The organism is Streptomyces africanus, from assembly GCF_002150735.1.
Lineage (GTDB): Bacteria > Actinomycetota > Actinomycetes > Streptomycetales > Streptomycetaceae > Streptomyces > Streptomyces africanus.
Map to the genome: position 1 here is coordinate 18,947 of NZ_MUKA01000054.1, position 19,127 is coordinate 38,073.

The 19,127-nt window shown below is 72.9% G+C and carries 18 protein-coding genes; 11 read left to right on the plus strand and 7 right to left on the minus strand.

All coding sequences use genetic code 11. The features are described from left to right. Position 1 precedes the first annotated feature (1 nt). The 6 genes from CCL05_RS07765 to argF all read left to right on the plus strand — a co-directional run bounded on the left by CCL05_RS07765 (position 2) and on the right by argF (position 6,768). Positions 2-1,096: a hypothetical protein gene (locus CCL05_RS07765; protein ID WP_086559742.1), complete on the plus strand. Its 1,095-nt coding sequence runs from the start codon at positions 2-4 to the stop codon at positions 1,094-1,096. Continuing rightward, a complete protein-coding gene (locus CCL05_RS07770; RefSeq protein WP_086559743.1) occupies positions 1,093-2,220 on the plus strand; it encodes an effector-associated domain 2-containing protein in 1,128 nt (375 codons plus the stop codon). Before CCL05_RS07765 ends, CCL05_RS07770 begins: the two co-directional genes overlap by 4 nt. A 97-nt stretch (positions 2,221-2,317) precedes the next feature. Continuing rightward, positions 2,318-2,557, plus strand: a complete 240-nt coding sequence (locus CCL05_RS07775) for a hypothetical protein (RefSeq protein ID WP_086559744.1) — start codon at positions 2,318-2,320, stop codon at positions 2,555-2,557. A gap of 96 nt (positions 2,558-2,653) precedes the next feature. Beyond that, positions 2,654-4,348, plus strand: a complete 1,695-nt coding sequence (locus CCL05_RS07780; RefSeq protein ID WP_086559745.1) for an HEXXH motif domain-containing protein — start codon at positions 2,654-2,656, stop codon at positions 4,346-4,348. A gap of 98 nt (positions 4,349-4,446) precedes the next feature. Next, positions 4,447-5,670 carry an arginine deiminase gene (locus tag CCL05_RS07785; RefSeq protein WP_086559746.1) on the plus strand — a complete coding sequence of 408 codons (1,224 nt, stop codon included), beginning with the start codon at positions 4,447-4,449 and terminating at the stop codon, positions 5,668-5,670. A gap of 90 nt (positions 5,671-5,760) precedes the next feature. Next, the gene (argF, locus tag CCL05_RS07790) at positions 5,761-6,768 is read left to right on the plus strand and encodes an ornithine carbamoyltransferase (protein WP_086559747.1); all 1,008 of its coding nucleotides are present in this window, start codon (positions 5,761-5,763) and stop codon (positions 6,766-6,768) included. A gap of 6 nt (positions 6,769-6,774) precedes the next feature. Here argF and CCL05_RS07795 read toward each other — a convergent pair whose 3' ends face one another. Next, entirely contained in the window at positions 6,775-7,242 is a 468-nt protein-coding gene (locus CCL05_RS07795; protein WP_086559748.1) for an ATP-binding protein, read from the minus strand. A 308-nt stretch (positions 7,243-7,550) separates the two neighbouring features. Between CCL05_RS07795 and CCL05_RS07800 the strand changes: the two genes are divergently transcribed. Both CCL05_RS07800 and CCL05_RS07805 read left to right on the plus strand, forming a co-directional pair. Next, on the plus strand, positions 7,551-8,378 hold the full coding sequence (locus CCL05_RS07800; RefSeq protein WP_086559749.1) for an enoyl-CoA hydratase family protein: 828 nt from the start codon (positions 7,551-7,553) through the stop codon (positions 8,376-8,378). Beyond that, a complete protein-coding gene (locus CCL05_RS07805; protein WP_086559750.1) occupies positions 8,363-10,720 on the plus strand; it encodes a bifunctional salicylyl-CoA 5-hydroxylase/oxidoreductase in 2,358 nt (785 codons plus the stop codon). The genes CCL05_RS07800 and CCL05_RS07805 overlap by 16 nt, the downstream gene beginning before the upstream one ends. On the opposite strand, the gene CCL05_RS07810 is transcribed toward CCL05_RS07805, so the two are convergent. Continuing rightward, entirely contained in the window at positions 10,704-11,531 is an 828-nt protein-coding gene (locus tag CCL05_RS07810; RefSeq protein ID WP_086559751.1) for a PaaX family transcriptional regulator, read from the minus strand. The two genes, CCL05_RS07805 and CCL05_RS07810, sit on opposite strands and share 17 nt — an antisense overlap. 15 nt (positions 11,532-11,546) lie before the next feature. After that, positions 11,547-13,172 carry an AMP-binding protein gene (locus tag CCL05_RS07815; RefSeq protein ID WP_086559752.1) on the minus strand — a complete coding sequence of 542 codons (1,626 nt, stop codon included), beginning with the start codon at positions 13,170-13,172 and terminating at the stop codon, positions 11,547-11,549. A 127-nt stretch (positions 13,173-13,299) separates the two neighbouring features. On the opposite strand from CCL05_RS07815, the gene CCL05_RS07820 reads away from it, so the two are divergent. From CCL05_RS07820 to CCL05_RS07830, 3 genes are all read left to right on the plus strand, one after another. After that, on the plus strand, positions 13,300-14,430 hold the full coding sequence (locus CCL05_RS07820; protein WP_086559753.1) for an acyl-CoA dehydrogenase family protein: 1,131 nt from the start codon (positions 13,300-13,302) through the stop codon (positions 14,428-14,430). Next, entirely contained in the window at positions 14,427-14,825 is a 399-nt protein-coding gene (locus CCL05_RS07825) for a RidA family protein (RefSeq protein WP_086559754.1), read from the plus strand. Before CCL05_RS07820 ends, CCL05_RS07825 begins: the two co-directional genes overlap by 4 nt. 103 nt (positions 14,826-14,928) lie before the next feature. After that, the gene (locus CCL05_RS07830; RefSeq protein WP_086559755.1) at positions 14,929-15,366 is read left to right on the plus strand and encodes a DUF6299 family protein; all 438 of its coding nucleotides are present in this window, start codon (positions 14,929-14,931) and stop codon (positions 15,364-15,366) included. A gap of 86 nt (positions 15,367-15,452) precedes the next feature. Here CCL05_RS07830 and CCL05_RS07835 read toward each other — a convergent pair whose 3' ends face one another. The 4 genes from CCL05_RS07835 to CCL05_RS07850 all read right to left on the minus strand — a co-directional run bounded on the left by CCL05_RS07835 (position 15,453) and on the right by CCL05_RS07850 (position 19,125). After that, positions 15,453-15,689: an ArsR/SmtB family transcription factor gene (locus CCL05_RS07835; protein WP_279629926.1), complete on the minus strand. Its 237-nt coding sequence runs from the start codon at positions 15,687-15,689 to the stop codon at positions 15,453-15,455. Positions 15,690-15,748: 59 nt separating this feature from the next. Continuing rightward, a complete protein-coding gene (locus tag CCL05_RS07840; protein WP_086559756.1) occupies positions 15,749-16,513 on the minus strand; it encodes a class I SAM-dependent methyltransferase in 765 nt (254 codons plus the stop codon). A 90-nt stretch (positions 16,514-16,603) separates the two neighbouring features. Further along, positions 16,604-17,800, minus strand: coding sequence for an aminotransferase class V-fold PLP-dependent enzyme (locus CCL05_RS07845; RefSeq protein ID WP_086559757.1), 1,197 nt, complete (start codon positions 17,798-17,800; stop codon positions 16,604-16,606). Positions 17,801-17,805: 5 nt separating this feature from the next. Next, a complete protein-coding gene (locus CCL05_RS07850; protein ID WP_086559758.1) occupies positions 17,806-19,125 on the minus strand; it encodes a pyridoxal-phosphate dependent enzyme in 1,320 nt (439 codons plus the stop codon). Positions 19,126-19,127 lie beyond the last annotated feature (2 nt).

The window sequence follows — 19,127 nt, forward strand, 5'->3', positions numbered from 1 at the left end:
TATGACGGCGGTGGTCTTCGTTCATGGGACCGGGGTTCGTGAACCGGGCCTGGCCGCGCTGGTGGGGCGGGTGACGGCCGGACTGGCCGCCCAGCGTGCGGGGGTGCGCATCGTGTCCTACGACTGGGGAGCGGCACACGGTGCCAGACTCATGGCCGGCGGGGCGAGCCTGCCGCCCCGGTCCGGTACGACGCGCGGTCCCGCCGACGGCCCGGGGGCGGACCCGGGCGACGAAGCGGCCGCGGCCTGGGCCGCTCTCTACGCCGACCCGTACGCCGAACTGGCCCTGGCCGCCGCCCGGTCCGGTCCGGCCGCCGAACGCCCGCCCGGCTCCATACCGCCGGAGCAGCGCATACGGGCGCAGCTCACCGCACTCGCCGCCGGAGGCGACGCACCAGGAGCCGAGGTGGGCCCCGGGCTGGCCCGCGCCGCCACCGACCTGACCGCCCGCCTCATCGCCGACGCCCTCGACGCCGACTCCCCGCTGGTGCCGGTCGGTGAGACACGGGACGCCGTCACCGACCGGATCGCCGAGGCCCTCGGGGCACCGCCCCGGGGCACGGAACGGGGCCTGCGCTCCTACCTGCTGCGGTCGGCCGGAGCCATGGCCGCGCGGGCCGTGGAACGCCGTCGAAGGGCCCTCACCGAGGCCGCCCACCCCGCCGCCGGTGACATCCTGCGCTATCTGAGCCGGGGCGCGGCCTTCCGCGACGGCCTGCGCGCCCTCGTCGCCGGCCTGGAGCCGCCCGTCGCCCTGGTCGGCCACAGTCTCGGCGGCATCATCGCCCTCGACACGCTGATCTCCGCCCCGCTGCCGCAGGTCGGGCTCCTGGTGACGGCCGGCTCCCAGGGGCCCTTCCTCTACGAGTCGGGCTGCCTGCCGACCCTCGAACACCCCGCGCCCCTGCCGTCGTACGTCCCCGCCTGGCTGAACCTCTACGACCCGCGCGATCTGCTCGGCTATCTCGGGGCGGAACTCTTCCCGGGCCGCGTCAGAGATGTCGCCGTCGACAGCGGCCAGCCGTTCCCCGCCGCGCACAGCGCCTACTGGACGAACCCCGCCGTGTACCGCCACATCGTGGACCGCCTGCCGTGACCGGGCCCATGCCGTCCGTCGACCCCACCCGGGTGCACGCCCTCGTCGTCGGGATCGAGGCGTACGAGGCCGGGGACGCCTGGCGGCTGCCCGGGCCCGCGCGGGACGCCGTACGGTTCTGGCGGCTGCTGCGGGACGCCGGGGTCCCCGAGTCCCAACTGCGGCTGCACCTGAGCCCGTTGTCCCCCTACGACCCGCACGTCCCCTACGGGCGCGCGGACCAGGCGACCTTGCGCCGGGTCCTCGTGCGTGAACTGTCCCCGCAGCAGGGCGACCTGCTGTGGGTGTGGTGGGGCGGGCACGGTGTGCTGGACCGGGCCGGGCGGCTCCGGCTGTTCTGCGCGGACGCGGGTGCCGCCGACAAGGTGGGCATCGACCTGGACAGCGCGCTCGCCCGGTACGCGGGCGACGCCGTGCCGGGGCTGCGTGAGCAGATGTGGATCGTGGACGCCTGCGAGACCTTCGAGCAGGACCTGGCCTTCCAGGAGGCGCTGCCCGCCGACGCCCTGCCGGTGGGCCGGCCCAACCACGCGCACCGGCAGACCGTGCTGCGCGCGGCCGGCCGGGGCAGGGTCGCGGCCAACGACCCCGTCCGTGCCACCGGCCTGTTCTCCGACGTCCTGCTGGGTCTGCTGGCCGACCGGGCGGCCGTTCTGCCCGCACCGCCCGATCCGGAGGAACTGTTTCCGGCCGTTCGAGCGCGCATCGCGGCCCTCAGGGAAGAGGGCCGTACTCTTCAGCATCCCGAGATCCGGCTCCAGGGACCCGACCGCACCGAGACCCTGCCCCCCGCGGGACCGCCCGCCGGCTCGCGCCCCCTCGCGGCCTTGCAGCGTGCGGTGGAGGCCCTCCTCGCGTACTCCCTCATGCACGACCCCGACGAGCGACAGACGGTCGTCGCCGCGCTGAACCCGCGTGTCACAGCCGTACTGCGCCGTCACAGCAGGGCGCGCACCGACGTCGTCAACATCCTCGGCGGGCTCGCCCGGCGGAATCCGGAGGCACTGTGGGACCTGTTCGACGCCGTGGTGTCCGTCGACGACGACCCGGAACTGAAGGACGAACTGGGCGCGGCACTGACCGAGTTGGTGGCCTCCTCGGCGCGCCGGCGTGATCGGGAGTGATCAGTGGCGTGATCGTACGGTTTTCGCTCCGTGAGGTATTGGCCATGATGGAAAGACACGGGGCATCGAGTGCCACCGTGCGAGAAGGGGGAGCATCTTGGTCCAGCCGCCCGCTCTGCACCACGCCGGAGCCGCCGCCGCACCTGAACCGGTCGTCGCCACACAGGGGACCGATGTCTGGGAATCCGATCTGGCGGACCTCGCGGCGCTGCCCCTGAGCGCCGTGGACGGTCTCCCCGCCCTGCCTTCCACCACGCGCCTGCTGACCGAGGTGCTGCGCGCCCGTAGCAGCATGCGGAGCGGCGAAGGAGGAGGCCAGGGCGCCCGAGCCGACTAGCCGTCGACCGCGTTCCGACGGCAGTACCCCGGTGCGACACCCGCACGCGCACCGGGGTCCCCGCATGTCCGCCAACCCGTCCGGAGGTCCGCGACGATGACCAGCGAGCAGCACCTCGCTCCCTTCCGCATGCCGGACCGGCTCTTCGCGGAGTTGGCCGCCGGAGGTGGTTCGGCAGCGGCCGTCGCCTTCCTCGAACGAGCAGAACGCGCGCGGCGGTTGCTGCTCCTGCGCACCCTCCTCGGTCACCTCGACGCCCTGCCCACCCCCCTCACCCCGGTCGCCGAAGCCTGGCGGGTGCTCAAGGATGCGGCCGAGAAGGCGCCCGAGCCGGTCGAACGCCTGCTGCTGGCCCCGGCGACCGGCGGCTGGATCTCCCACATGCTGCGCCGGGTGCACGGAACGGCGAGCGGACCGCCCCTGTGGGCGGAGGCGGGTCACCTCAGCGCACTGGCCCTCTCGGCCTCCTTGCACGCGGGCACCGAGACGGCCCTCGACGTTCCCCTCACCAGCGGGCGGTTGCCCCTGCCCGGTCTCGGCATGATCCAACTGCCCGACGCGCAGGAGGGCCTGGCGGTCGGCCGGGTCACCACGGCCGGGGGAGAGGTGACGGTCACCGGGCCGGGGCACCCGACCGGCTCGGTGCGGGTGACCTGCCGTCCGTTGACGCGGTGTGCCGACGCCGAACGGGGCACCTGGCTCCCGCTGCGCACCCTCACCCACACCGGCCCCGACGGCAGAGCCCCCGTCACCGTCGTCCTCGACGACCTCGACCCCTACCGCGATCTCGACGACCACCTGCCCCCCGCCCGGCTCGACGAGGACGAGGCACAGGAGTGGCAGCGGTTGTTCGGGGAGGCCGCGCGGATCCTCGCACGCCCTGGCGTACCGGGCCCCGGCCGGGTCGACCCCGCCATGATCCGGGCGATCGTGCCCTTCGGACGCACCGCCGCCAGCCCGCCCCCGCCGCCCTTCGTGCAGGTGTCGGCCTCCAGCGGTGACTCCTTCGGCGGCATGCTCATCGTCCGGCCGGCCTCCGCGCTCGCCCTCGCCGAAACCCTGGTGCACGAGCTCCAGCACAGCAAACTGGCCGCCCTCCTCCACCTGTTCCCGCTGCTGGAGGACGACCGGGCCGAGCGCTACTACGCCCCCTGGCGCACCGACCCGCGCCATCTCACCGGCCTGCTGCACGGCGCCTACGCCTTCACCGGCGTCGCGGGTTTCTGGCGGGACCGGCTGGCCGGTGCGCAGGAGGGTGAGGCGGTCGAGCGGGCCGCCTACTTCTTCGCGCTGCGCCGGCTGCAGAGCCGCGTCGCCGTGCGCACCCTGCTGACCAGCGGCCGCCTGACCCCGCAGGGCCGCGCCCTCGTCTCGGGCCTCGCCCGCACCCTCGACGGCTGGCTGCGCGAACCGGTCCCGTACGCCGCCCTCACCCGTGCCCGTACGGCCGCCGCGCTGCACCGCACCGAGTGGCGGCTGCGCAACGTCGACCCCGCGGTGGAGATACCGTCGGACGGCCCCCGCTTCCGCCCCGACCGCAGCTCCTGGCCCGACGTGCGCACGCACGCCTTCGCCACCCGCGTCGCCGCCCCGCGCACCGGCGACGAGCACCTGGCCGCCGGGGACGCGGCCGCCGCACTCGCCCGGTACGCCGGGCAGCTGGCCGCCGACCCCGCCGAGCCGCACGCCCTGGCCGGCTGGATCGTCGCCCGGGCCGTGCTCGAACCGGGCCGGGCCACGCGGCGCATGCTGGCCCGGCCGGAGCGGCTCCAGCCGCTGCCCAGCGGCTGACCCGCCCGGGCTGATTGTCGTCAGGCAGACGCAAACGAGAGTTCGCCGAAACGCGCGAGCAGCGCGTCAACAGGCGCTCCGATGGTCAGGATGGAGACATGGCTTACCACGTCCACTCCGAGGCCGGGCGGCTGCGCCGCGTCATCCTGCACCGGCCCGATCTCGAGCTCAAAAGGCTCACCCCCAGCAACAAGACCTCGCTGCTCTTCGACGACGTGCTGTGGGTGCGCAGGGCCCGCGCCGAGCACGACGGGTTCGCCGACGTGCTGCGCGACCGGGGCGTCGCCGTCCACCTCTTCGGTGACCTGCTGGCCGAGACCCTCCAGGTCCCGGCGGCCAGGGTCCTCGTCCTGGACCGGGTCTTCGACGAGAAGGAGTACGGCCCGCTGGCCACCGACCATCTGAGAGCCGCCTTCGAGAACCTGCCCGGGGCGGAGCTGGCCGAGCTCCTGGTCGGCGGCATGACCAAGCGGGAGTTCCTCGACGTGCACCCGGAGCCGACCTCGGTGCGCTTCCACGTCATGGAACTGGACGACTTCCTGCTGGACCCCCTGCCCAACCACCTCTTCACCCGCGACACCTCCGCGTGGATCTACGACGGCGTCTCCATCAACGCGATGCGCTGGCCCGCCCGGCAGCGCGAGACCGTGCACTTCGAGGCGATCTACCGGCACCACCCGCTGTTCCGCGACGAGACCTTCCACCTCTGGTCCGAGGGACAGGCCGACTACCCGTCCACCATCGAGGGCGGGGACGTGCTCGTCATCGGCAACGGGGCGGTGCTCATCGGCATGAGCGAGCGCACCACGCCCCAGGCCGTCGAGATGCTCGCGCACAAGCTGTTCGCCGCCGGTTCCGCCGAGACGATCGTGGCCCTCGACATGCCCAAGCGGCGTGCCTTCATGCACCTCGACACCGTGATGACGATGGTCGACGGCGACACCTTCACCCAGTACGCGGGGCTCGGCATGCTCCGCTCGTACACCATCGAACCGGGCGTCGGCGAGAAGGAGCTCAAGGTCACCGACCATCCGCCGGAGCACATGCACCGCGCGATCGCCGCGGCGCTCGGCCTGAACGAGATCCGGGTGCTGACCGCCACCCAGGACGTGCACGCGGCCGAACGAGAGCAGTGGGACGACGGCTGCAACGTCCTGGCCGTCGAACCCGGCGTCGTGGTCGCCTACGAGCGGAACGCCACCACCAACACCCACCTGCGCAAACAGGGCATCGAAGTGATAGAGATCCCGGGCAGCGAGCTGGGGCGGGGCAGGGGCGGGCCGCGCTGCATGAGCTGCCCGGTCGAACGGGAGGCCGTTTAAGCACCCACGCGACGTATAGGCATGCTGAGTTTCGTATAGTATTCCAGCAGTCCTGTCCGTCCCCGTACCGCCGTATCCCTGGAGCGCCCCATGGCGACAGTCCCGACCGCCCTCGCCGGCCGCCACTTCCTCAAGGAGCTGGACTTCACTGAGGAGGAGTTCCGCGGTCTGGTGGAGCTGGCCGCCGAGCTGAAGGCCGCCAAGAAGGCCGGGGCCGAGACGCAGTACCTGCGGGGCCGTAACATCGCGCTGATCTTCGAGAAGACCTCCACCCGCACTCGCTGCGCCTTCGAGGTCGCGGCCGCCGACCAGGGCGCCTCGACGACGTACCTCGACCCGTCCGGCTCGCAGATCGGTCACAAGGAGTCGGTGCGGGACACCGCGCGGGTGCTGGGCCGGATGTACGACGGGATCGAGTACCGGGGCGACAGCCAGCAGAAGGTGGAGGAGCTGGCCGCGCACGCCGGGGTGCCGGTCTACAACGGGCTCACCGACGACTGGCACCCCACCCAGATGCTCGCCGACGTGCTCACCATGACCGAGCACTGCGCCAAGCCGCTGACCCGGATCGCCTTCGCCTACCTGGGCGACGCCCGCTTCAACATGGGCAACTCCTACCTGGTCACCGGCGCCCTGCTCGGTATGGACGTGCGTCTCGTCGCCCCGAAGGAGTACTGGCCGGCCGAGGAGGTCGTCGACCGGGCCCGCGCGCTCGCCGAGACCAGCGGCGCCCGCATCACCCTCACCGAGACCGTGGACGAGGGCGTCCGGGGCGCCGATTTCGTCGCCACCGACGTCTGGGTCTCCATGGGCGAGCCGAAGGAGGTCTGGGCCGAGCGCATCACCGCCCTCGCCCCGTACGCCGTGACCATGGACGTCCTGCGCGCCACCGGCAACCCGGACGTGAAGTTCCTGCACTGCCTGCCCGCCTTCCACGACCTCGGCACCAAGATCGGCCAGGACGTCCACGCGGCCCACGGCCTGAAGTACATGGAGGTGTCGGACGAGGTCTTCGAGTCGGCGCACTCCGTGGTCTTCGACGAGGCGGAGAACCGTCTGCACACCATCAAGGCGGTGCTGGTCGCGACGCTCGGCTGAACCGCGTCAGACCGACGAGCGGCGCTGGGCCGGTACCACCGGCAGCCTGAACCACACCGCCTTGCCGGACTCGGTCGGCCGGTGCCCGCACGAGGAGCTCAGGGCGCGGATCAGCAGCAGACCGCGTCCGTGCTCCTGCCAGGGGTCGGGCAGTGAGCCGGAGGGGCACGTCAGATCGCCGGGCGGCTTCGGGTCGGTGTCGTGCACCTCGACCTGGCAGCCCGACGGCCTCAGCTCCACCACCAGCTCTATCGGCGTCTCGCCGGAGGTGTGCTCCACGGCGTTCGCCACCAGCTCCGCCGTGAGCAGCTCCGCGGTGTCGCGGTCGGCCCCGTGCTCCAGCTCGGCCAGAGCCGTACGGACCAGGGCGCGGGCGACGGGCACCGCCGCTGCGGTGTGCGGCAGCGCGACGCGCCAGGAGGCGGGGGCTGAGGGGAGTTCGTACAAGGCGGGTCCGTTCATGGAGCAGGACATCCTGCTTTCAACCTTATGAATGGTACGGGGCCACTCCTGTGTGGCCTCCGAGGGGCTCTGCCGAGGGCCCTGCGGCCCCCTTGCCGCACGGCTTACCCAGGTGAACGCGGTGCCGCGCACAGCTGCTCCCGCCGTTACGCCGGTGTGGACGATCTGTGACGGATGTGACCGGCCCGGTTCACGCCCGGCTCCCCAGGAAGAGTTACCCGGACGGCCTATCGCGCACTCATGACGACAGTCACGAATGAGTGATAACTTCGTGGGGTAGAGCTCAGTGAGGCAGTGCCCGCCCGAGGAGGCCGCCCGTCATGAGTCCCTTCACCGGCTCCGCCGCCCGCACCCCGAGCTGGGAGCACCTGCGCGTCGACCTCGCCGACGGCGTCGCCACCGTCACCCTGGCCCGCCCCGAGAAACTCAACGCGCTCACCTTCGGCGCCTACGCCGACCTGCGCGACCTGCTCGCGGAGCTGTCCCGGGAGCGGTCCGTACGGGCCCTGGTGCTGGCCGGCGAGGGCCGCGGCTTCTGCTCCGGCGGCGACGTCGACGAGATCATCGGCGCCACGCTGGCCATGGACACCGCCCAGCTCCTCGACTTCAACCGGATGACCGGCCAGGTGGTCCGCGCCCTGCGGGAGTGCCCCTTCCCGGTGATCGCGGCGGTCCAGGGCGTGGCGGCCGGCGCCGGAGCGGTCCTCGCCCTGGCCGCCGACTTCCGCGTGGCCGACCCCACGGCCCGCTTCGCCTTCCTCTTCACCCGCGTCGGCCTCTCCGGCGGCGACATGGGCGCGGCCTACCTCCTGCCCAGGGTCGTGGGCCTCGGCCACGCCACCCGCCTGTTGATGCTGGGCGACCCCGTCCGGGCCCCCGAGGCGGAGCGCATCGGCCTGATCAGCGAACTGACGGAGGAGGGCCGCACCGACGAGGCAGCCCACCACCTGGCCCACCGCCTGGCAACGGGCCCGGCCCTGGCCCACGCCCAGACGAAGGCCCTCCTCACGGCAGAACTGGACATGCCCCTGGCGGCATCGGTGGAACTCGACGCCTCCACCCAAGCCCTCCTGATGACAGGGGAGGACTACGCAGAGTTCCACGCGGCGTTCACGGACAAGCGCCCTCCCAAATGGAGCGGACGGTGAGCGCGTCACCCTCAGGGGCGCGGGGAACTGCGCGATCAGCCCCCACGCACCCGCAGCCGCACCACGACACAAGCCACCCCCTACGCGTGGCCATCATCGGCGGCGGCCCCGGCGGCCTCTACGCCGCCGCCCTCCTCAAACGCCTCGACCCCACCCGCGACATCACCGTCTGGGAACGAAACGCCCCCGACGACACCTTCGGCTTCGGAGTCGTCCTCTCCGACGAAACCCTCGGCGGCATAGAACACGCCGACCCCCAGGTCTACGAGGCCCTCCAGAGACACTTCGTCCGCTGGGACGACATCGACATCGTGCACCGAGGCGTACGGCACACCTCGGGCGGCCACGGATTCGCCGCACTCGGCAGAAAGCGCCTCCTGGAGATCCTCCACGCCCGCTGCCGCGACCTCGGCGTCGACCTCCGCTTCCACACCGAGGCCCCGCACGACCTCCCACGCACCCACGACCTGGTCATCGCCGCGGACGGCATCCACAGCACCACCCGCGAGGCCCACGCGGACGTCTTCCGCCCCCGCGTCACCACCCACCGCTGCCGCTACATCTGGCTCGCCGCCGACTTCCCCTTCGACTCCTTCCGCTTCGAGATCGCCGAAACGGAACACGGCGTGATGCAGCTCCACGGCTACCCCTACGCGCCGGACGCCTCCACCGTGATCATCGAGATGCGCGAGGAGGTCTGGCACGCGGCCGGCTTCGACGAGCTCGGCGAGGCGGAGTCGGTCGAACGCTGCGCCAAGATCTTCGCGGAGGCACTCCGCGGACGCCCCCTGAAGTCGAACAACTCCACCTGGACGACGTTCCGCACGGTCGTCAACGACCGCTGGTCGCACGGCAACGTCGTCCTCCTCGGCGACGCCGCCCACACCGCCCACTTCTCCATCGGCTCCGGCACCAAGCTCGCCGTCGAGGACGCCCTGGCCCTTGCCGCCTGCCTGGAGGAACAGGACACCCTGGACGAGGCCCTGACCGCGTACGAGGCGGAACGGCGGCCTGTCGTCGCCTCCACGCAGCGCGCGGCCCGGGCCAGCCTGGAGTGGTTCGAGAACCTCGCCCTGTACCTGGACCAGCCGCCCCGCCAGTTCGCCTTCAACCTGCTCACCCGCAGCCGCCGCGTCACCCACGACAACCTGCGGCTGCGCGATGCGCGCTTCACGGAGGCGGTGGAGCGGGAGTTCGGCTGCCCGCCCGGCACGCCCCCGATGTTCACGCCGTTCCGGCTGCGCGGCCTGACCCTGCGCAACCGGGTCGTCGTCTCGCCCATGGACATGTACTCGGCGGTCGACGGCGTCCCCGGCGACTTCCACCTCGTCCATCTGGGCGCGCGGGCGATGGGCGGGGCCGGGCTGGTGATGACCGAGATGGTGTGCGTCAGCGAGCAGGGCCGGATCACGCCCGGATGCGCCGGCCTCTACACCGGCCGGCAGGCCGAAGCCTGGCGGCGGATCACGAACTTCGTGCACGAGCAGGCGCCCGGCACCGCCATCGGCGTGCAGCTCGGCCACAGCGGCCGCAAGGGCTCCACGAAGCTGATGTGGGAGGGCATGGACGAGCCGCTTCAGGAGGGCAACTGGCCGCTGGTGGCCGCCTCCGCGCTCCCGTACAAGCGGTTCAGCCAGACTCCGCGCGAGCTGTCCCGCGCCCAGCTCACCGACCTCCGCGAGCAGTTCGCGGCCGCCGCCTGCCGCGCCGCCCGGGCCGGATTCGACCTCCTCGAACTGCACTGCGCCCACGGCTATCTGCTCTCCGGCTTCCTCTCCCCGCTGACCAACCGCCGCACCGACGCCTACGGCGGCCCGCTGGAGAAGCGGCTCCGCTTCCCGCTGGAGGTGTTCGACGCCGTACGGAACGTCTGGCCGGGGGAGCGGCCCATGACCGTACGGATCTCCGCCACCGACTGGGCCGAGGGCGGGACCACGGCCGAGGACGCCGTCGAGATCGCCCGGGCCTTCGCCGCGCACGGCGCCGACGCGATCGACGTGTCGACGGGGCAGGTCGTGGCCGACGAGCGGCCCGAGTTCGGACGGTCGTACCAGACGCCGTTCGCGGACCGGATCCGCCGCACCACCGGCATCCCGGTGATCGCGGTCGGCGCGATCTCCTCCTGGGACGACGTCAACTCCCTGATCCTGGCGGGCCGCACCGACCTGTGTGCCCTGGCCCGCCCGCACCTCTACGACCCCCACTGGACGCTGCACGCGGCGGCCGAACAGGGCTACACGGGTCCCGGCGCCGTCTGGCCGGCCCCGTACCGCGCGGGCAGCCGCCGCCCCCGGACGGGCCGCACGGACGCGCCCAAGCCGCGCCTCACTCTGGGGCGCTGAGCAGCCCCGTGAACTCGGCCCCCGCGTCCCGCAGCCGCTCGTGCAGGCCCTGGAACACCGCCGAGGAGCGGGTGCCCGGCCAGTCCCGGGGGAGCAGTTCGGACGGCAGGCCCGGGTCGGTGTAGGGCAGGTGGCGCCAGGAGTCCAGGGCGAGGAGGTAGTCGCGGTAGGCCTCCTCCGGCGGGGTGTCCTCGCGCTTCTCCCAGTCGCGCAGGACGCGTTCGTGGCGGTCGAGGAATGCCTCGTGCTCCTTGGCGATGGCGGCCAGGTCCCACCAGCGGGCCACGGCCTGCGCGGTCGGGGCGAAGCCGAGGTGGTCGCCGCGGAAGAAGTCGACGTACGCGTCCAGACGCAGCCGCTGGAGCGTGTGCCGGGTCTCCTCGTACAACCGTGCGGGCGCGATCCACACGCCCGGCGCGGCGGTTCCGAAACCGAGGCCGGCCAGCCGGGAGCGCAGCACGTGCCGCTTCTGCCGCTCCGACTCCGGCACGGAGAACACGGCGAGCACCCAGCCCTCGTCCCCGGGCGGCGCCGTGGTGTAGATGCGCCGGTCGCCGTCGTCGAGCAACTGGCGGGCGTCCGGGGACAGTTCGTACCCGGCCGCGCCCTGGGCGGTGCGGGCGGGCACGAGCAGTCCGCGTCTCTTCAGCCGTGACACCGAGGAGCGTACGGACGGGGCGTCGACACCGACCGCGGCGAGCAGCCGGATCAGTTCGGCGACGGGCACGGGACCCGTCGCGAAGCGGCCGTACGCGCCGTAGAGCGTGACGATGAGAGACCGTGGTGCATGCTGGTCGGACACGTTGATCATCTTAGGTCGTACGGGTCACTCCCGGTCGTCTTCGGTGCCGCCGTCCGGGAGGAGCTCTCCCGTGCGCAGCCTGAACCGCTGGAGCTTGCCGGTGGCCGTGCGCGGCAGCGCGTCCAGGAAGACGATCTCCCGCGGGCACTTGTACGGTGCCAGCTCGCTCTTGACGAAGGCGCGCAGCGCCCCGGCGTCCCGGCCGGCGCCCTCCTTGAGGACCGCGAAGGCCACGACGACCTGCCCGCGCTCCTCGTCGGGCCGCCCCACGACCGCCGCCTCCACCACGTCCGGGTGCCGCAGCAGCGCGTCCTCGACCTCCGGTCCGGCGATGTTGTACCCGGCCGAGATGATCATGTCGTCGGCGCGGGCGACATACCGGAAGTAGCCGTCGGGTTCGCGGACGTAGGTGTCGCCGGTGACGTTCCAGCCGCCGCGCACGTACTCCCGCTGCCGCGGGTCGGCGAGGTAGCGGCAGCCGACCGGGCCGCGCACCGCGAGCAGCCCCGGCTCCCCGTCGGGCACCGGCTCGCCGTGCTCGTCCTGCACGCGCGCGTGCCAGCCCGGCACGGGCACGCCCGTCGTGCCGGGGCGGATCCGTTCGTCGGCGGCGGAGATGAAGATGTGCAGCAGTTCGGTGGCGCCGATGCCGTTGATCAGCCGCAGGCCGGTGCGCTCGTGCCAGGCCTGCCAGGTGGCCGCCGGCAGGTTCTCGCCGGCGGAGACGCAGCGGCGCAGGGACGAGACGTCGTACCCGTCGAGTTCGTCGAGCATCGCGCGGTACGCCGTGGGGGCCGTGAACAGCACGGACACCCGGTGCCGGGCGATGGCCGGGAGCAACTGCTTCGGGCCGGCCTGTTCGAGCAGCAGGGCACTCGCCCCGGCCCGCAGCGGGAAGACCACCAGCCCGCCGAGCCCGAAGGTGAAGCCGAGCGGGGGGCTGCCCGTGAACACGTCGTCGGCGCGCGGGCGCAGCACGTGCCGGGAGAAGGTGTCGGCGACGGCCAGGACGTCCCGGTGGAGGTGCATGCAGCCCTTGGGGCGGCCGGTGGTGCCGGAGGTGAAGGCGATCAGCGCGACGTCGTCGGCCGCCGTGTCGACGGGCTCGTACGGGGTGCCGGGCGCCGGGCGGTTGAGGAGGTCGTCCGGGGCGTCACCGCCGTAGGCCGTGATCCGCAGGTCCGGGATCTCGGCCTTGGCGAGGTCGTCGACGGCCCGGATGTCGCACAGCGCGTGCCGGACCCGGGCGATCTCGCACATCGTGCTCAGCTCGTGCGGGCGCTGCTGGGCGAGCACGGTGACCGCGACGGCCCCCGCCTTCAGCACCGCCAGCCAGCAGGCCGCGAGCCACGGTGTGGTGGGGCCGCGCAGCAGCACGCGGTTGCCGGGGACGACGCCGAGTTCGCCGGTGAGCAGGTGCGCGACGCGGTCGACGCGGGCGCGCAGGTCGCCGTACGTCCACGGCTCGCCGGTGGCGGTGAGGAACGCCGGGCGGTCGTCGGGCGGGCCGCTGAGCAGTTCGGCGGCGCAGTTGAGCCGTTCGGGGTAGCGCAGCTCCGGCAGGTCGAAACGGAGCTCGGGCCATTGGTCCGGGGGTGGCAGATGGTCACGGGCGAAGGTGTCGACGTGGGCCGTACCCCGTGGATTCATACGATTCGCCCCCTTGGCGTGGTGGGCTCGCTCCAGGAGCGTATCGTGTTGGTGACGGCAGTCAACGGTCCGCGATAACCTCGGAGTGGCCCGGCCGGGAGGCTGGGTGGCGCAGAAGGGACCGGCGATGACCGCATTCTCGCTCGAACCGGCACAACTCGCCTGGTGCGCCGAGCTGCGCGCCCTCGCCGCGGAGCGGCTCCGCCCGCTGGCCGAGAAGGGTGAACCGGGCCGGGTGAACCGGGCCCTGGTCGCCGAACTCGGCGGCCTCGGCCTGCTCGGCCGCCTCTTCACCTCCGGCGCGCTCGACCTGTGCCTGATGCGCGAGTCCCTCGCCCACGCCTGCACGGAAGCCGAAACGGCCCTGGCCCTCCAAGGCCTGGGCGCCCACCCGGTCCACGCCCACGGCACGCAGGCCCAACGGGCGCGCTGGCTCCCCCGGGTGGCCGACGGCACGGCGATCGCGGCCTTCGCCCTGAGCGAGCCGGGGGCGGGGTCGGACGCGGCGGCGCTGGACCTGACCGCCACCCCCGACGGTCCCGCCGGCTGGCGCCTCTCCGGCGAGAAGTGCTGGATCTCCAACGCCCCCGAGGCCGACTTCTGCACCGTCTTCGCCCGGACCACCCCGGGGGCGGGCGCGCGTGGCGTCACGGCGTTTCTCGTCCCGGGCGATCGGCCGGGCCTGACCGGGGCCGGGCTCGACATGCTCTCCCCGCATCCCATCGGCACGCTCGACTTCGACGCCGTACCCGTGACGGCCGACGACGTGCTCGGCGAGGTCGACCGGGGCTTCCGGGTCGCCATGGGCACGCTCAACCTGTTCCGGCCCAGCGTCGGCGCCTTCGCGGTGGGCATGGCGCAGGCGGCCCTCGACGCGACCCTCGCGCACACGGCCGGGCGGGACGCCTTCGGCGGCAAGCTGCGGGACCTGCAGGCCGTCTCCCACCAGGTCGCCGAGATGGCCCTGCGCACGGAGGCGGCCCGGCTGATGGTCTACGCGGCGGCGACGGCGTACGACCAGGGCGCCCCGGACGTGCCCCGGCGCGCCGCCATGGCGAAACTGCTCGCCACCGAGACCGCGCAGTACGTCGTCGACACGGCCGTCCAGTTGCACGGCGCCCGTGCGCTGCAACGCGGTCACCTGCTCGAACACCTCTACCGGGAGGTGCGCGCCCCCCGCATCTACGAGGGAGCCAGCGAGGTTCAACGCGGCATCATCGCCAAGGAGTTGTACGCAGCCCACCAGGAGGCCCGGTGACCACCGAACGCGTCAATCCGCCCGGTCTCAGCCCGCCGGCGGGCTTCTCGCACGCCGTCGTGGCCTCCGGGTCCCGGGTGGTGTTCCTGGCGGGGCAGACCGCCCTCGACGGCGACGGCAAGGTGACCGGGGCGACCCTGCCGGAACAGTTCGAGAAAGCCCTCGCCCACCTGCTGACCGCCCTCGCCGCGGCCGGCGGCACACCCTCCGACCTGGCGCGCGTCACCGTCTACGCCACGGACGTCGCCGCGTACCGTGCCCACGCCCCCGAACTGGGCCGCCTCTGGCGGAAACTGGCGGGCCGCGACTACCCGGCCATGGCGGTCGTCGAAGTCGTCCGGCTGTGGGACGAGGAGGCGCTGGTCGAACTGGACGGCTTCGCGGTGCTGCCGTAGAGGGGGGCGGACTCGCCACCGAAGGGGTGAGGGTCACGGGTGCCGGGCCGAAGGCCCGGTACGAGTGGAAGCCGAAATTCCACTCCGCTCGGGAGGTTCCCCCATGCGTCCACGTCCCCTTCTCGGCGCGGCGGCCGGTGCCGCGCTGCTCCTGCTCACCGGCGCCGCCGCGACACCCGCCACCGCCGCGCCCACCCCCTCCGAGGCCGTGACCGTCGACTCGGTCGGCCGGATCGCCGCCGACGGCACCGTCACCCTCTCCGGCACCTACCGCTGCCAGAGCTCCAGCGGCCCGGTCTTCGTCAGCTCCTCCGTGAGCCAGGGCTCCTCCGCCAACCGCTACGGCATCGGCGGCACCCGGGCCGTGTGCGACGGCGCGAAGCACCGCTGGGTGAACACGGGCCGCCCCCTGCCCGTCGCGCTCGTACCCGGCGAGGCCCACGTCGAGGCCACCATCACGGAACTGCGCACCTTCAGCGGCCTGCCGCTGCCCTACTTCCACGCGGTGCACGAGCGGGCCGTCACCCTGACCCGGGGCTGAGCGCGAGGTCCCCTCTTGGACGGCCGCCCGGCCCGGCTGCCGGGCGGCCGTCGCGGCGTCTCGGCCATGTGACGCGCCGGTGTGCGTCACTCCTGCGCGTGCCGGATGGCGTCCAGCACGATGTGCGCCACATGGTCGTCGGTGAGGGTGTACCGCGTCTCGCGGGCCTGACGCCGGGCGGCGACGATCCGGGACGTGCGCAGTACCCGCAGATGCTGGGAGACCAGCGGCTGGCTCACGCCCAGCGCGGTCACCAGCTCATGGACGTACTTCCCGCCGCCGGACAGTTCGCGCATGATCCCCAGGCGTACGGGCGAGCGCATGTATTGTCCGGGCGACCGGCGCCGCCCGCGAGCCGAGAGCGGCGCAGGGGGAACCGGGGTCAGCGAACCGCGACGACCACGCAGCTGTCGCCGTACTGCCAGACCGGGCCCGCCGTGGCGAAGCCCGCCTGCCGCAGCAGCTCCAGATGGGCGAAGAGGGACAGTTCGGCGGGGCGGGCGGTGCCGAGAGGCGCCTCGCGGCGGCGGCGCTCGGCGAGCAGGTCCGTCAGCTCGGGGTCGTCGGCGACGGCGGCCCACCAGGAGCCCCAGTCCTCGTGCGCGAACACCCGCTGCCGGTCGGCCCGGCACCGCCCGACATGGGCGGCGATCCCGGCCGGGCCCGTGTCGTCCTGGGGGAGATGGTCGCCGTTGACGAGGACGCCGCCGGGCCGCAGCAGCGCGGCGAGCTGCCGGTAGACGCGCAGCAGGGTGTCGCGGTCGAGGTAGTGCAGGGCCGTCGTGGAGACGGCCGCGTCCAGGGGCCGGTCCAGGTCCAGGGCCCAGGTCCAGCCGAGTGCCCCGATCTCGGCGTCGACGTAGCGGGCCGCGTCCGGGTGGTGCGTCCGGCCCAGCTCCAGCAGCACGGGATCGCGGTCCACGGCGACGATCTCCGCGTCCGGCAGCCGCCGGACCAGCCGGGCCGCCAGGGAGCCGGGCCCGCAGCCCAGGTCGACGACCAGGGGCCGGGGGTCCTGTCCGGCCGTCACGTGCTCGACGACATCGGCGATCACCGTGAACCGCTCCTCGCGGTCGACCGCGTACCGCTGCTGCTGGAGCTCCCAGCGCTCCACCCATCGCTCCGCCGTCGCCAGACTCAGCCCCATCCGGTCGCGCCACCTTGCCGTCTCGCACCTGATCCTTGCCGGTCCGAGCCTACAGGTGGAAACGGTTCCCATTACGTATAGTCGGCGGAGTCACGCGAGTGAGGCGAGGACGGACAGCAACCGGTCGATCTCCTCAACGGTGTTGTACACATGCAGACTCACCCGGACCGAACCGGTCTTCTCGCCCGCGTCGCCCTGGCAGTGGTGGTCCGAGCGGACCATGAAACCGTGGCTGAAGAGGATGAACCCCAGGTCGCCCGAGTCGATGGCGCGATGCCGCAGGGTGACGATGCCCTGGCGCCGCTGCACGGCCGAGTCGGCGGCCAGGCTCAGCGGGCAGCCGAGGATCTCGTAGGCGTCCAGATGGCGCAGCCCCTCGGTGAGCCGGGCCGCCAGGGCGACCGTCCAGTGCTCGACGCGCTCCACACCGGCGGCGTCCAGCCAGTCCAGCGCCGCTTCGAGGGAGGCGATGCCGACCGTGTTCGGGGTGCCGCTCCACCCGCCGGGCGTGAACGCCGGGCCGCGCGCCTGCCGGGCCCACACCGCCCCGGAGCCGGGCAGGGCCAGCGCCTTGTGCCCGGAGAAGACGACGAAGTCGACGTCCAGCCCGGCCACGGACACCGGCAGATGCCCGACGCTCTGCGCCGCGTCCAGACAGATCACCGCGTCCGGTCCGACCGCCCGGCGGATGCGCTGCACGTTCATGTCGCCGCCGTAGACGTGGTGCACATGGGTCGTGGCGACGAACCGGGTGCGCGGCCCGGCCCGTTCGGCCAGCGCGCGATGGTCGTAGTCCCCGGAACCGCTCTGGTACGGCATCGGCACCACCCGGACGTGAGTGCCCTCGCGGGCGAGCAGCCGCTGTGCCTCCCGCCAGGGCGCGATGTTGGCCTGGTGGTCGGCGTCCGGTACGACGATCTCGTCGCCGTCGCGCAGGAACCCCGGCAGCCAGTCGCGGGCGATCGTGCGCAGCCCCTCGGTCGTGCCGCTCGTGAAGTGGACGGCGGAGCGCTCCGGTTGCCGGTCTCCGAGGAACCGGGCGACGCGTTCGCGCGTGCGCTCGACCAGCTCCGTCGTCCGGTTGGCCCACGTGTAGGTGCCGCGTGCCGCGTTGGCGTTGCCGGTGGTGAGATAGCTCTGCACGGCGTCTAATACGGCCTGCGGCTTCTGCGCCGTGGCCGCGCTGTCCAGGTACGCCAGCTCCGGGTGCCCGGTGACGATGGGGAACTGGGCGCGCAGCGCCTGCTGCCACGAGCGCAGATCGTCATGGATCGCGGGTGCGGTCATGGCGGTCAGTCCCGCACCAGGGGCGCGCCCGCGTCCCGCCAGGCGATGATGCCGCCGGCCAGGCTGCGTACGTCGGGATGGCCCATCCGGGTCAGCAGCGCCGCGTACCGGGCGGACTGCTCGCCCACCGGGCACGCCAGCAGCACCGGCCGGCTCCGGCTGAACGGCAGGCCGCCCTGGAGGAGTTCGGCGAACATCTCGTCGACGATGTTGACCGACCCGTCGATGTGCAGCGCCGCGTACGCGAACGGGCTGCGCAGGTCGACCACGAGCGGCCCCTCGGAGTCGATCCACCGCCGGGCCTCGGCCACCGTGACCGACGGCGCCCCGCCGACCTCCGCCTCGGTCAGATCGGCCGGCGAGTTCTTCCGGGGCGGCCGGCCCAGCAGATCGGGCCGCCGCTGCCGGACGTAGCTCAGATAGCTCTCCACGCGGTCGCAGACGATGAACACCGCCGTCCGGCGCTCCGTCGACTCCTCGTCCACGGCGCGCAGATGGCGGACGGCCCCGTGGTAGGCGGCGCCGCCGGTGGGTCCGCCCAGGATGCCGCAGCGGCGGTTCAGGGTCAGCATCCCCTCGATCGCCTCGTCGGAGCTGACCGACTCCATCGAGTCGTACGTCTCCGGGTCGAACAGGCCGACCTCCTGCACCTCGTCGATGGTGCGGATCCCGGGGATGAAGTCGGACTTGGCCGCGACCAGCCCGACCACCCGTACCGAGGGATCCTCCTCCCGCAGCGCGCGGGCCACGCCCGTGGAGGAACCGGCCGTGCCCACACAGGCGACGAACCAGTCCGGCACCCGGCCGTCCAGGTCCTTGACGATCTCCGGGCCGGTGCCGGTGAGATGCGCCTCGGTGTTGCGCGGGTTGAAGTACTGGTCCGTGTGGAGAAAGGCGGTGCCGGAGGCGGACAGCGTGCGGTGGAAGAGGGTCAGCGGATCGTCCGTCGCGGTCGGGTCCAGACACTCGCTCTGTCCCGGCAGCTCCTCGATCTCCGCTCCGAGCAGCAGCAGGAGGTCCTTGATCTCCGGCACCCGCATCCGGTTGGTGACGCTCTTGAAGCCCAGGCCGTGCATGCCCGCCAGGACCGCCAGTGCCTTCGCCGTGTTGCCGCTGGACAGCTCCACGACCTGGCTGCCGTGTCCGACCGCCTCGGCCAGCAGCGGACGCGCCATGTTCCAGGCAGCCCGGTCCTTGACCGAGCCGAAGGGGTTGAGCATCTCCAGCTTGGCGTACAGGTCGATGGTGCGCAGGCCGTGCACGGCCGGGTCGATCCGCACCAGCGGGGTGTTGCCTATGGCCTCGGTGATGCTGTCGTACCTCACTG

Excerpts from the sequence above, each read along its gene's own strand:
- CCL05_RS07795 (WP_086559748.1), bottom strand. The coding sequence starts at position 7,242 with ATGTCCTGCTCCATGAACGGACCCGCCTTGTACGAACTCCCCTCAGCC.
- CCL05_RS07800 (WP_086559749.1), top strand. The coding sequence starts at position 7,551 with ATGAGTCCCTTCACCGGCTCCGCCGCCCGCACCCCGAGCTGGGAGCAC.
- CCL05_RS07830 (WP_086559755.1), top strand. The coding sequence starts at position 14,929 with ATGCGTCCACGTCCCCTTCTCGGCGCGGCGGCCGGTGCCGCGCTGCTC.
- CCL05_RS07840 (WP_086559756.1), bottom strand. The coding sequence starts at position 16,513 with ATGGGGCTGAGTCTGGCGACGGCGGAGCGATGGGTGGAGCGCTGGGAG.
- CCL05_RS07835 (WP_279629926.1), bottom strand. The coding sequence starts at position 15,689 with ATGCGCTCGCCCGTACGCCTGGGGATCATGCGCGAACTGTCCGGCGGC.
- CCL05_RS07805 (WP_086559750.1), top strand. The coding sequence starts at position 8,363 with ATGGAGCGGACGGTGAGCGCGTCACCCTCAGGGGCGCGGGGAACTGCG.
- CCL05_RS07845 (WP_086559757.1), bottom strand. The coding sequence starts at position 17,800 with ATGACCGCACCCGCGATCCATGACGATCTGCGCTCGTGGCAGCAGGCG.
- CCL05_RS07810 (WP_086559751.1), bottom strand. The coding sequence starts at position 11,531 with ATGATCAACGTGTCCGACCAGCATGCACCACGGTCTCTCATCGTCACG.
- argF (WP_086559747.1), top strand. The coding sequence starts at position 5,761 with ATGGCGACAGTCCCGACCGCCCTCGCCGGCCGCCACTTCCTCAAGGAG.
- CCL05_RS07780 (WP_086559745.1), top strand. The coding sequence starts at position 2,654 with ATGACCAGCGAGCAGCACCTCGCTCCCTTCCGCATGCCGGACCGGCTC.
- CCL05_RS07765 (WP_086559742.1), top strand. The coding sequence starts at position 2 with ATGACGGCGGTGGTCTTCGTTCATGGGACCGGGGTTCGTGAACCGGGC.
- CCL05_RS07820 (WP_086559753.1), top strand. The coding sequence starts at position 13,300 with ATGACCGCATTCTCGCTCGAACCGGCACAACTCGCCTGGTGCGCCGAG.
- CCL05_RS07815 (WP_086559752.1), bottom strand. The coding sequence starts at position 13,172 with ATGAATCCACGGGGTACGGCCCACGTCGACACCTTCGCCCGTGACCAT.
- CCL05_RS07785 (WP_086559746.1), top strand. The coding sequence starts at position 4,447 with ATGGCTTACCACGTCCACTCCGAGGCCGGGCGGCTGCGCCGCGTCATC.